Origin of the sequence: Labedaea rhizosphaerae, assembly GCF_004362825.1 — a bacterium.
Taxonomy (GTDB): Bacteria; Actinomycetota; Actinomycetes; order Mycobacteriales; family Pseudonocardiaceae; genus Labedaea; species Labedaea rhizosphaerae.
The window spans coordinates 794,570-806,817 of record NZ_SNXZ01000002.1 but is presented as its reverse complement, the minus strand read 5'-3'; the positions used below and the strand labels follow the sequence as shown (position 1 = coordinate 806,817).

Sequence of the window (12,248 nt, the reverse complement as noted above, 5' to 3'; positions counted from 1 at the left end):
CGCATGAACGACGACGAGTTCATCGGTCGTGGTTGGGCGTTCCCGCTCGACGTGACCGCCAACGGCACGATCGCCACCCTCGGCGGGCCGCGCAAGCTGGAGCAGGCGATGGCGCTGGTGCTGTCCACCTACCCGGGGGAGCGGCCCTTCCGGCCCGCGTTCGGCGCGCGCTTGCGCGACTTCGCCTTCGACGGGGCGAGCGAGCAGACCTTCTCCGCGATCGACTGCGAAGTCCGTGCCTCCCTTCGGATCTGGGAACCGCGCGTGGACGTCGGTGACGTCACCGTCTACCCGGCGCCGAACCAGGAGAACCTGTTGCTGATCGACATCACCTACGTCGTCAAGGGCGAGAACGACCGGCGAAACCTGGTCTACCCCTTCTACACGATTCCCGACGAGGGGGACTACTGATGGTGCTGCCCGCCCCGAGCCTGGACGACCGCCGGTTCCAGGACTTCGTGGATGACGCCAAACGGTACGTGCAGCAACGCTGTCCGGAGTGGACGGACCACAACGTGTCCGACCCCGGCGTGACGCTGATCGAGACGTTCGCGTTCATGACCGAGCACCTGTGCTACCGGCTCAACCGGGTGCCCGACCGGCTGTACGTGAAGTTCCTGGAGCTGCTGGGGTTGCGCATGATGCCGCCGACGCCGGCCGAGGTGCCGGTGACGTTCTGGCTGTCCACCCCGGCCCGCGCGCCGCTGGTGATCCGGCGGGGCACCAAGGTGTCGACGACGCGCACCGAGAGCGAGGAATCGATCATCTTCTCGACGCTGGCCGACCTCCCCGTGGTGCCGACGGCGATCAGCGCCGTGCGCCGGGTGACCGGGTCGGACGTGGCGAGCACCAACCAGACCCCGGCCTTCGAGCTGGGTGAGGAGTTCGACGCGTTCGACGAACCACCGCAGCTCGACGACGCGTTGCTGCTCGGGCTCGTGGCGCCGGCGCCCAACTGCGCGCTGCGCATCGACTTCGTCGGCGACAGCGCCGGGGTCGGCGTCAACCCGCTGCACCCGCCGCTGGTCTGGGAGGCGTGGTGCGGCGAGGACTGGGTCGAGTGCGAGGTGACCACCGACCAGACCGGCGGTCTGAACCGTCCGGGCCGCATCGTGATCCACCTGCCCGGCGGCCACGAGACGAGCATCATCGACGACCAGCGGGCGGCGTGGGTGCGGGTCCGCGTGATCGAACCACTGCCGGGTCAGCCCACCTACAGCTCCTCACCGCGGGTCCGCTCGCTCGCCGCGGCCACGGTGGGTGCGACGGCGAAGGCGCTGCACGGCGAGATCGTGGAGTTCGAGGACCTCGGCGAGTCCGAAGGCGTTCCCGGGCAACGGTTCCAGCTCGCGCGTACCCCGGTGCTGGGCGGGGCGCACCCCGCGGTGCTCGAGGTCGTCGACGACGCGGGCTGGCAGGAGTGGACGCGGGTGGAGAACTTCGCCACCAGCGGGCCCGACGACCGGCACTTCGTGCTCGACGGGGTCAGCGGCGAGATCGAGTTCGGCCCCGCGGTGCGGCTGCCCGACCGGCGCCTGCACCAGTACGGCGCCGTGCCCCCACGCGGTGCACGGGTGCGGATGCGCCGCTACTTCTGCGGTGGCGGGGTGCGTGGCAACGTGGCCCGGCACGCGCTGGACACGCTCAAGTCGTCGATCCCGTTCGTCTCGGGCATCACCAACCTGCACCCGTCCGCGGGCGGGGTCGACGGCGAGACGCTGGAACAGGCCAAGGCCCGCGGCCCGATCATGCTGCGCACCCGCAGCCGCGCGGTCACCGCCGAGGACTACGAGGCGATCGCGCGTGAGGCCGCGCCGGAGGTCGCGCGCATCCACTGCTTCACCGCGGGCGAGGACGACGTGTCCAGTGGCGCGGTGAAGGTGCTCGTGGTGCCGGCCGCCGCCCACAAGAACGGGCAACTGCTCTTCGCCGACCTCGTGCCGTCGGAGAGCACCCTGGCACGGATCTCGCGCCGCCTGGAGGAAGTCCGGTTGGTCGGGACCCGCGTCCTGGTCGAGCCGCCGCGCTACCGAGGGGTCACGGTGATCGCCCGGCTCATCGCCCGCACCCGGCTCGACCCGGAGGTCGTGCGCGCGCGGGCGCTGGACGCGCTCTACGGCTACCTGAACCCGTTGACCGGCGGGGACGAGGGCGCCGGGTGGGCATTCGGGCGCCGCCTCGCGCACGGCGAGATCTTCGCGCTGCTGCAACGGGTGCAAGGGGTCGACGTGGTGGAGGACGTCCGGATCTACGGCGCCAACCCGGTGACCGGGGAACGCGGCGCCGAGGTCAAGCGGCTGCCGGTCGGACCGGGCGGGCTCGTGTTCTCCTACGACCACCAGGTCCGGGTGGAGACGTCATGACCGCCACCGACCTGACCCGGGTGCCCCGGGCGTGGACACCGCCGGACCTGCCCTCGCCGTACCCGTTGATCAACTACCTGCCGTCGGTCTTCGCCGACAGCCCGTTCGCCGTGCGGTGGACCGCGGGGTTCGACGACGTGCTCGCGCCCTTCATCAACATGATCGACTGCGTGCACGGCTACATCGACCCGATGCTCGCGCCGGAGGAGTTCGTGCGCTGGCTGTCGAGCTGGTTCGGCGTGCTGCTGGACGACAGCTGGCCGATGTCCGCGCAACGGGCCGTGGTCGCCGAGGCGGTCGACCTGTTCCGGATGCGCGGCACGATGGCCGGCCTGCGCCGCCACCTCGACGTCGTGATCGACGGCGAGGTGGAGATCAGCGAGAGCGGCGGGATCTCCTGGTCGCTGCGCCCGCGCCCGGACCCGCCGACCGACGTGGACCACTGGGTGCACGTCATCGTGCGGCCCGCTCAGCCGGGCACGGTGTCCGAGGCGGCCGTCGCCGCGGTCATCCGAGCCGCGAAACCAGTGCACGTGAGGCACAGCCTGGAGGTGATCGAATGATCATCTGCACCATGTGCGGCAACCAGAACGACGACAGCTACGCGTTCTGCGGCGACTGCGGGAAGTTCCTCGAGTGGAACGGGGAGAAGGTCGCGCCGCCACCGGAGGTCATCACCGTCGTCGAGGAGCCGCCACCGCCGGTCGAGGAACGCCTGACGTGGTGGCAACGGGTGCGCAAGCGTATCCAGTCCTGGTTTCCCGAGCGGGTTTACGTGGCACCGCGGCACGAAGGCAACACGGCCACGGCGGTCGCCGCGTGGGCGTCGAGCGAGCCGGTACCGGTGCCCGCGCCCGCCCCGGCCGGTGCTCCACCGCCACTGCCACCACCGCCGGGAGGAGCGGCCGCGCCACCCGCTCTGCCACCGCCACCCGGTGCCAAGGCCGCGCTCCCGCCACCGCCCGGTGCGGCCGCCGCCCTGCCGCCGCCACCCGGGGCTGCGAAGGCGTTGCCACCGCCGCCCGGCAAGGCACTCCCGCCACCGCCGGGGGCGGCCCTGCCACCGCCCCCTGGTGCAGCGCTGCCGCCACCGCCTGGTGCGGCCGTGCCACCGGCACCCGCCGCGGCACCGCCCCCACCGGCGGCCAAGGCGGTACCGCCGCCACCCGCGGCCAAGCTGCCGCCGCCGCCCGCGGCGCCGAAGCCGTCGCTGCCCGGCGGGTCGACGCTTCCGCCCCCACCCGGCGGGAGCATCGCCGTGGCCGCACCGGAGCAGGCGGCAAAGCCGACGGTGGACCCGGAGCTGGTCGCGTCGCTCGCCGTGCCGGTGAGCGGGTTGGCCGAGGCCCGGCCCGAGCAACCGCCGGAGGTCGCCCCCGCCCCCGCGATCAAGAAGACCCGGGCGATCGTGCGGACCAAGCCCACCCGCCGGCTCGAGCCGGGGGACCTGGTCTGCGCGGTCTGCGGCGAGGGCAACGCGCCCACCCGCAACTTCTGCAGCCGCTGTGGTGAGTCGCTGGCCGACGCCGGCGTGGTCCACCTGGTGTGGTGGCGGCGGATCTTCCGCCGCCGCAAGAAGAAGCTGCCGCTGGGCACCCGGCCGGGGGCCAAGGGCACGCGTGAGCACCGGGCGGGTCAGACCCGGCAGCTCGTGCGCCGCCTGCGCGCGGTCGTGTTGGTGGTCGGCGTGTTCCTCGGGTTGATGTTCATCGCGTACCCGCCGTTCCGGGAGACCGTGCGGGACAACGCGGTCGCGCTGTACCGCAAGATCGTGCCCACCATGGACCCGGTGCGGCCGTCGGTGGTGCAGTCGAGCACGGCGAACCCGGGCCACGGCGCCAACCTGACCGTGGACACCTACAAGGACACGTACTGGATCGCCGAGGCGGACCGCGACAAGCCGAAGATCACCTACCGGTTCGACGACAGCGTCCTGTTGCGCAACATCATCCTGTACTCCGGTTCGAGCAACTCGTTCGCCGAGGACGGCCGGCCGTCGATCCTGCGGCTGACCTACAACACTGGCAAGAGCGAGACCGTCACCCCGACCGACAGCTCGACACCGCAGACGATCCAGCTGAAGAACACCACGCTCGTCTCGTCGGTGACCCTGGAGGTGGTGGACGTCTACAACGGCACGCAGCGCGACACCGTCGCCATCAGCGAGGTGGAGTTCTTCGCCCTCAAGTGAGTGCGGTGTCCTGGCGGGCAACGGTCTCCGCCCGCCAGGACAGCTTTCCCTGGCCGGGGAGCTGGCTGCGTCCGCGCTGATCACGCGACCGACATCGGGGAGCCTGAGTGCCATGGCAGTGAGCGCGACTCTTCGCACGACGGAGGTCCGGGTCGCCCCCGGCGCGGGGGCGCGGTGCCACGTGCTGGTGCGCAACAGTTCGGCCGTCGTCGACCAGTTCGTCTTCGCCGTGCGCGGCGACGTCGCCGACTGGACCCAGATCAAGCCCGCGCGGGTGAACCTCATGCCCCAGCAGGAGGTCAGCGTCGAGCTGACCTTCATGCCGCCGCGGTCCTGGGAGGTGCTGGCCGGCGAGCACCCGTTCGCCCTGCAGGTGTCCTCGCGAGAGGATCCGGGCGGCTCGGTGGTGCAAGAGGGCACCGTGACCGTCGACCCGTTCACTGAGCTCGACGCGGTGATGGTGCCGGAGACCTCGAACGGAAGGCGGACCGGCAGGCACACGATCGCCATCGACAACTACGGCAACCACAGCCACCGGGCCGAGGTGAGCGCGACGGACCCGGACGCGAAGCTGACGTTCCGGGTGCGCCCGCACGCCCCTATGCTCGAACCGGGCACGGCCACGCTCGTGCGCATCCGGGCCCGGCCGAAGCGGTACTTCTGGAAGGGCCCCGAACGGTTGCTGCCGTTCACCGCGCACGTCGTCGCCAAGGACCACGAGCCCATCGACGTGCCGGGCGCGTTCAACCAGGGACCGCTGATCCCGCGGCGGGTGTACTGGCTCATCGCGATGTTGTTCACGCTGATGTTGATGCTCGTCCTGCTCATCACCTTCTTGTTGCGGCAGAAGCCGGTCTCGATCGCCACCATCTCGCCCTCGGTGACCAGCACCCCGACCTCGACGTCGGCGACCCCGACCACGACCAGCACGCGTCCCCGTCCCACCACCACGGCCAAGCCGACGAAGCCGGGCGGGGGAGTCAACAACGCCAACGGGAACGGCGGTGGCAACGGCAGCGGCGACGACGCGTCCAACCGGTCGAACACCACGACGTTCACCATCAACTCCGGCGCCTACCCCAACGTGGGCGGCGGCCCGCAGCTGTTCTCCTACGTCGTACCCGCCGGCCCGAACTACCGGGTCACGTCGGTCGTGCTGCACAACCCGGCCGCCGACACCGGCCAGGTCCAGCTCCGCCACGGCAACCAGGTTCTCGGCACGTACGACCTGGCGCAGGTGCACGGCGAGTTCGCCGTGCAGTTGCCGGATCCGCCGCTGGTGGCCCCGGGTGATCGGGTGACCATGGCCGTTTCGTGTACGAACAGGCGAGGCGCATGCACGCCGAGCGGCCAGTTCACCGCCGCCCTGGTCCGTTGATCCCGTTGCCGCACGAGAGCTCCCGGCGCCGGATCGGCGCCGGGAGCGGTTTGGTTCGGCCCGCCCGTGGCTGCGTCAGGCCTCGGCCACCAGGGTTCGGTAGGTGTCCTCGGCGCGGACGGCGGCGGCGTGGTTGCCGGTGCGCAGCCGAGCGGCGGCCAGCATTGTCCACAGTCGACTGTCCAGGTCGTCGATGGTGACGCCGCGCTCGCACGCTTCGATGGCCGCGCCCCAGTCACCGCCGGCCATGGCGGCGTGGGCCAGCACGACCGCCGCACCGGCGGCCAGGCCGCGCAGGGCCTCGCGCTGGGCGAGCAGCCACTCCTCGGCGCCCTCCTCGGTGAGCAGCTCGCCGTGGTACAACTCGAGCAGGCGCTGGCCCAGCGCGGTCGCGGTGGCATTGTCCCCGGCTCGTCGAGCGGTCCGCCAGCGGTGCGCGGTGTCGGTGAACTCGAGGACGTCGACGAGGCTGCCCGCGGGCAGGCGCAACAGGTAGGCGTTGCCCTGCCGGACGATCCCGTGCCCGGGCGGCAAGTGCTTGCGCAGCAACGCACGCAGGCTGGAGATGGCCACCTGCAACCGGTGCTTGGTCCGCTCGGCCGGGCTGTCCGGCCACAGGGCGGTCACGAGCCGCTCCTCGTGGACCGGCTGTCCACAGTGGAGCGTCAGCATCCGGAGCACGCGCCGGGCCTGGGCCCGCAGCCCGCTCAGGTCGACCTCGGTCCCGCCGATGGTCACCGTGTAGCTGCCCAGGCAGCGCACCACGACCAGCGGTTCGCCCCCAGCGCAGGGCGCCGGAGCGGCGGCGGGCGCGCGCAACACCGCCAGCAGCTTCGACCCGTGCTCGCGGGCGCGGTCCAGCACGGCGGCGGCGAGCAGGCGTTCGACCTCCGCGCGTTCCACCGCCACCCGGCGGTCACCGCGGCGCTCCAGTTCGTCGACCAGCACCAGGTGCAACCAAGCCTGCGGCACCCGGGCGTCCAGCGCACGCGCGCGCATCGACGCGGTCGAGAGCGCGCCGATCGCGTCCTGGTCGGCCCGCAACCGGCCTACGGCAAGGAAGGCACCGGCCAGCAAGGCACCCCACTTGTCGCCGATGCCGGAGCACTCTTCCACGATGGCCGCGGCGTCGGCGCAGCCGTCCGGGTCGATCACGGCGGTGGCGGCGCGGGCCACGCGGGCGAGCCACAGCCAGCCCGCGCGTTCGCAGTCAGCGGCCAGCTCCGCGAAGTCCGAAACCGTGCCGGTCCCGCGCGCGATCGCACCCAGCGCGGCGACCAGGAGCCTGCTCGCCAGCGTGACGAAGCCGGGCGGCCCCGCGGTCAACGGGCCGCAGAGCTCGAGGGCCAGCGACGGCCTGCCGTCCAGCATCGCCGCGACCGCTCGGCCCAGTGTCCACTCCGGACTGTGCGCGGGCACCGCGCGGTTCAACAGCTTGGCCGGGTGGCTGCGCACGGCGTCGGCGACGTGGCCGCAGATGTCGCCCACCAGCGGGTGGACGGGACGGCCGGCCCAGCGTGCCACGCCGGATCGCTCGAGCGCGCATTGCCAGCGCTGCACGGGATCCGGCAGCGCCGTCTCGGCGCGCGCGTAGTTCTCGAGGGCCTCGTCCAACCGGCCCTCGCCCCGCAGTCTGCGGGCCTCGGCGAGTGCCACCCACGGGTCGTCGGTCTTGTTTTGGACGGACTGCGCGCCGAAGCGGTGCAGGACACCGGCCGCGGCAACCCAGTCGCCCGCACGAGCGTGGCAGCGGTACGCGTCGGTCCACCGGCCGGCCTCGGCGAGGTGCACGGCCGCGCTTCGGTAGGCCTGGTGGGCGCGCCGCGCGCCGGTCCGCTCGACCAGCAGTTGTTCGAGGTGTCGCTGCAGCAGGCCGTGGAACCGGTGCGAGCCACCGCCGTGGCGAACTCGGAAGGTCAGCGCCTGCCGCGCGGTCAGTTCGGCGAGGAGGCGGTGGCTGTCGGTGCGGCTCAGGGCGGCGTCGCAGAGCGGTCCGTCCAGCACGCCGAGCGGGCTCGCCGCGATCATGAACTCCCGCAGCGCGGTCGGCAACGGGTCGAGCACCTCGCGGGTGAGGAACGTCGCGAGGCTGGGGGAGTGCGCCGCCTTGAGCGCCGCGATCCGTTCGGCGGCAGGCAGGAGGGCCGTGTCGGCGTGCAGCAACCGCACGATCCCGAGGTGGCCTTCGGTCCGGTCGCACAACTCGGCGGCGAGCTCCGGGGCGAGCGGGGCCCGGTACACCTGGGCGAACAGCTGGGCCACCTCGTGCTCGCGCAGCCGGAGGTCGTCGTGGTCGATGCGAGGAACGTCGCCACCCAGGCCCGCGACCCGCTCGTCGCGTCCGGCGAGGACGAACCGCAGCGACGGCGGCGCCTCGGCGATGAACCGCGCCAGCGCGTGCTCGGCCGGGGTCGCGGTGATCGTGTGCGTGTCGTCCAGGTGAAGCACGACGTTCGCCATGTCCGTGCCCGCGAGGGCATCGAGCAGGGCATCCACGCGCCGCGGGACGACCACGTGCAGGACCCGGGCCAAGCGAGCGACCAGCTCGGCCTCCGTGCGCACGTGCGCGCCGAGCGGGCACGACAGCACGACCTGGCCGGGCGGTGCCAGCATCGCGAGTTGCTCCAGGAGCACCGACTTGCCGGAGCCGGCGGGGCCGACCACCAGACAGGCCCGCGCGGAGGCGAGGAGATCCGCTTTGACGATGAGTTCGTCCCGGTGCAGCCGCCCGGTGGTCCGGGACAGCGTCATCGGGGAGTCGAGCCACTCAGACGGCACCAAAGTCACGGCCATGAGTCAAATGGGGCCGTACGTGCCGACACGACCAGGAAAGTACCTACGCGAACACGTATGTTCGGCGGTCCCGTCTAGGGGTGTGACCAGGGACGTTGGGGTACCCGTGGGGGCAACCCCGACGGGCTCGACGCGGCGGCGCGAGCCACCTGATCGGCCCAAATGCACAGTTGCCTGCTCGTCTTGGTGACTTGAGGTCAGCAAGCCCGGGGACACCCTAGGACCGTCCGGGGTGCGCCGCCGGCGGCAAACCGGTGATGCCCGGTACGCACCTGGCGCTCGCGGTTGTCCCATTGGTTGGGAATCCATTGGACGGACGCGACTTCGCGGTATTCGGCGGCTTCTTCGCCGGGTGGATTCGTCACGCTCCTCGACTTGCTCCGGAGCGAGGCGACTCCTGCCGCCTATTGCCCGATGATGGGGGAATCCCGCTAGAAATGACTACAGTGAGTAAGCACCATGATCGGGCGAAGACAGTAGGATTTCGTCATGGCCGCCCCGCAATTGCTGGAAAGAGACGCCGAATTGGCGGCCTTGGCGTCCGCAGTGGACGCCGCGGCTCGGGGCGGCGGCGGCCTCACCGCGATCGTCGGTGCGGCCGGCCTCGGCAAGACCCGGTTGCTCGCCGAGGCGGTCGGCGCCGCCACGGCCGCCGGCTTCGACGTCTACACCGGACGCGGGTCGGAGCTCGAGGAGGACATCGCGTTCGGCCTGGTGCGCCAGCTGTACGAGCCGCACCTCGTCCGCGCCGCGCCCGACGAGCGCGCGCGCTTGCTCAAAGGTGCCGCGGGCAAGGGTGCCGCGGCGGTGCTGTCCGACGCGGGCGACTACGGCGAGGCACCAGGTGACTACGCCATCCTGCACGGCCTGTTCTGGCTGACGGCGAACCTGTGCGAGGCGCGCCCGATCGCGCTGGTCCTCGACGACCTGCACTGGGCCGATGCCGCGTCCCTGCGGTTCCTCGCGTACCTGTTGCCGCGGCTGGGTGCGTTGCCGGTGGCGGTGCTGGTCGCCTTGCGCCCCGGGGAGCACAACGCCCCGCAGCACCTGCTGAACCAGATCGTCACGGACCCGGGGTGCACCGTGCTGCGCCCGGCCCCGCTGACCAAGGAGGCGAGCGGGCACCTCGTGCGTGGCGTGCTGGCCGGGGCCGGTGAGCAGGCGTTCCTGAACGCGTGCCATTCGGCCACGCAAGGCAATCCGCTGCTGCTGCACGACCTCGCGGTGACGATCAAGGCCGAGGGTCTGGTCCCCACCGCCGCGAGCCTGGCCATGGTGGACGTCCTCGGCCCGCGTGCGGTGTCGCGGCGCGTTTCGTTGTGGATGAACCGCCTGCCACCCGCGGCCACGGCCCTCGCGCAGGCGGTGTCGGTGCTCGGCGACGGCGCATCCCTGCAGAACGCCGCCGACCTGGCGCGCCTGTCGCATGAGGACGCCCTGCGCGCCGCCCAGGACCTGGAACGGGCCGACCTGTTCCGGACCGAGGTGGACGGTGACCACGCGGTCGGGCTGCACCGCGTCCGGTTCGGCCACCCGGTCGTGCGGGCGACCCTGTACGAAGGCATGGACCCGGCCGACCGCGTGGACGCGCACCGCCGGGCGGCTGCCTTGCTGCGCGATCGGCGCGAACGGGCCGAACACGTGGCCACGCACCTGCTCCGGGTGCCGCCGGCCAACGACGCCGGCGTGGTCGAGGTCCTGCGCAAGGCCGCCGAGGAAGCCCTGGCCCACGGTTCGCCGGACAGCGCGGCCACGTACCTGCGCCGGTGCCTGGCCGAGCCGCCACCGGTGGCCATCCGCGCGGACGTGCAGTGGGAACTGGGCAAGATCATGACCCTGGTCGACACGGCCCGCGCCGCCGACGACCTGCGTGTGGCGCTCGCGCTCGCCACGACGGCCGGACGACGCGCGCAGGTCGCCGTGCTGCTCAGCACCGCGCTGATCTACCTGCTGCGATTCGACGAGGCGGAGCAGGTCTGCCTCGACGCGCTGGCCGACCTGCCGCCGGGCGACGCCGCGCAACGTGGTCCGTTGGAAGCCAACCTCCTGCTCATCCCGATCCTGCAACCGAACCGGCAGGACCTCGCCGAGCGTCGGCACGCCGCGCTGGCCATGAGCGGTCATCCCAGCCCGGGCGGCGGCGCGCTGGACTGCCTGCTCGCCGCGCACCGCTCGTGGCGCTGCGACCCGGGCGGCGTCGAACTCGCGTTGCAGGGCTTGAACAGCGGCGTCGTCGACCAGGTCTACCCCGAGACGATCGCCATGCCGGTGGGCTGGATCGTGCTGATCCACGCCGACCGGGACGAGGCGATCACCACCATCGACGCCGTGGTGGCCCGGGCGCACCAGAACGGCAGCGTCAACACCATCGCCACGGCCCACGTGCTGCGGGGGCTCGCGTGGTTGTGGCGCGGGCAGCTGGTCGAGGCGGAGGCCGACATCCAGGCCGGTATCCAGAGTGCCGACGCGGCCCGGGTGGAGCTCGCGACCCTGCTGGCGCAGTGCTTCCTCGCGGACACCCTGATGGAGCGCGGGCGCCTGGACGAGGCCGAGGCCGCGCTGGACTCGCTCGGGCTCCCCGATCCGGTGCCGCACTTCGGTCCCATGTTCTGGTACCTGGATTCGCGGGCGCGCCTGTTGCGCCGCCGTGGCCAGGTCGCGGAGGCGTACGCGATGGCGCTGGCCACCGGTGAACGCCTCGCGATGCACGACGCGCAACGGGTCCCGTCGTTCAGCTCGTGGCGCCTGGAGGCCGCGTTGTGCGCGCACGCACTGGGTCGCGGCCGGCAGGCCGTGGAGCTCGCGGACGAGGACCTGGAGCTTGCCCGGCAGTGGGGTGCGCCGCGTGCGCTCGGCCGGGCCTTGCGGGTGGCGGGGCAGGTGCGCCGCGGGCCCGCGGGCCTGGCCCTGCTGCAGGAGGCCGTCGAGGTCCTCGAGGGATCGCCCGCGCGGATCGAGTACGCGCGTTCGCTGGTCGAGCTCGGCTCGGCGTTGCGGCGGGCCGGATCGCGGGTGAGCGCGCGGCGGCCGCTGATCGACGGGCTCGCCATCGCGGAGGCGGCGGGAGCGGTGCCGTTGGTCGAGCAGGCCCGCGCCGAGTTGCGCGCGGCCGGCGCCCGGCCCCGGTCCCCGGTCGCGGCCGGGCCGGCGGCACTGACGCCGAGTGAACGCCGGGTTGCCGAACTGGCCGCCGCGGGCAACACCAACCGAAACATCGCCGAGCAATTGTTCATCACCGTGAAGACGGTCGAGGTGCACCTCACGAGTGCCTACCGAAAGGTCGGCATCCGGCACCGCGATCAACTGGCCACTGCGCTGAACGGCGGTGGTGCCGAAGGGTGATCGACACGCAAGGCAACCGAGTAGATTATTCCTGACAATCCTTGCGCCGCCTGGGTGACGAATTAGGCCATGTCGTTGAAATCAACACGCTCCGTAGACGTAGCGGGTTCGTCCGATTAGCCTAGGGCGGTCGATTCGTCAAAAACGTTCGCTTGCCGCTCACGAGGGCCACCGCCGGTCC

The 12,248-nt window shown here is 72.1% G+C and carries 7 protein-coding genes; 6 read left to right on the top strand and 1 reads right to left on the bottom strand.

All coding sequences use genetic code 11. The annotated features are described in order from the left end of the window. Window positions 1-3 precede the first annotated feature (3 nt). The 5 genes from EV186_RS12870 to EV186_RS12850 all read left to right on the top strand — a co-directional run bounded on the left by EV186_RS12870 (window position 4) and on the right by EV186_RS12850 (window position 5,932). The gene (locus EV186_RS12870) at window positions 4-411 is read left to right on the top strand and encodes a GPW/gp25 family protein (RefSeq protein WP_133849451.1); all 408 of its coding nucleotides are present in this window, start codon (window positions 4-6) and stop codon (window positions 409-411) included. After that, a complete protein-coding gene (locus tag EV186_RS12865; RefSeq protein WP_133849450.1) occupies window positions 411-2,363 on the top strand; it encodes a putative baseplate assembly protein in 1,953 nt (650 codons plus the stop codon). Before EV186_RS12870 ends, EV186_RS12865 begins: the two co-directional genes overlap by 1 nt. Then, on the top strand, window positions 2,360-2,926 hold the full coding sequence (locus EV186_RS12860) for a phage tail protein (RefSeq protein ID WP_133849449.1): 567 nt from the start codon (window positions 2,360-2,362) through the stop codon (window positions 2,924-2,926). Before EV186_RS12865 ends, EV186_RS12860 begins: the two co-directional genes overlap by 4 nt. Further along, a complete protein-coding gene (locus EV186_RS12855) occupies window positions 2,923-4,554 on the top strand; it encodes an NADase-type glycan-binding domain-containing protein (RefSeq protein WP_133849448.1) in 1,632 nt (543 codons plus the stop codon). Before EV186_RS12860 ends, EV186_RS12855 begins: the two co-directional genes overlap by 4 nt. Before the next feature lie 112 nt (window positions 4,555-4,666). Next, window positions 4,667-5,932 carry a COG1470 family protein gene (locus tag EV186_RS12850; protein ID WP_133849447.1) on the top strand — a complete coding sequence of 422 codons (1,266 nt, stop codon included), beginning with the start codon at window positions 4,667-4,669 and terminating at the stop codon, window positions 5,930-5,932. A 75-nt stretch (window positions 5,933-6,007) separates the two neighbouring features. On the opposite strand, the gene EV186_RS12845 is transcribed toward EV186_RS12850, so the two are convergent. Continuing rightward, a complete protein-coding gene (locus EV186_RS12845) occupies window positions 6,008-8,725 on the bottom strand; it encodes an AfsR/SARP family transcriptional regulator (protein ID WP_133849446.1) in 2,718 nt (905 codons plus the stop codon). A 489-nt stretch (window positions 8,726-9,214) separates the two neighbouring features. Here EV186_RS12845 and EV186_RS12840 point away from each other — a divergent pair, with 489 nt between their 5' ends. After that, window positions 9,215-12,067, top strand: a complete 2,853-nt coding sequence (locus EV186_RS12840) for a helix-turn-helix transcriptional regulator (protein WP_133849445.1) — start codon at window positions 9,215-9,217, stop codon at window positions 12,065-12,067. Window positions 12,068-12,248: the final 181 nt, after the last annotated feature.

Bases quoted from the DNA above. Each gene is read 5' to 3' on its own strand.
- EV186_RS12870 (WP_133849451.1), top strand. From the start codon at position 4: ATGAACGACGACGAGTTCATCGGTCGTGGTTGGGCGTTCCCGCTCGAC.
- EV186_RS12865 (WP_133849450.1), top strand. From the start codon at position 411: ATGGTGCTGCCCGCCCCGAGCCTGGACGACCGCCGGTTCCAGGACTTC.
- EV186_RS12860 (WP_133849449.1), top strand. From the start codon at position 2,360: ATGACCGCCACCGACCTGACCCGGGTGCCCCGGGCGTGGACACCGCCG.
- EV186_RS12855 (WP_133849448.1), top strand. From the start codon at position 2,923: ATGATCATCTGCACCATGTGCGGCAACCAGAACGACGACAGCTACGCG.
- EV186_RS12850 (WP_133849447.1), top strand. From the start codon at position 4,667: ATGGCAGTGAGCGCGACTCTTCGCACGACGGAGGTCCGGGTCGCCCCC.
- EV186_RS12845 (WP_133849446.1), bottom strand. From the start codon at position 8,725: ATGGCCGTGACTTTGGTGCCGTCTGAGTGGCTCGACTCCCCGATGACG.
- EV186_RS12840 (WP_133849445.1), top strand. From the start codon at position 9,215: ATGGCCGCCCCGCAATTGCTGGAAAGAGACGCCGAATTGGCGGCCTTG.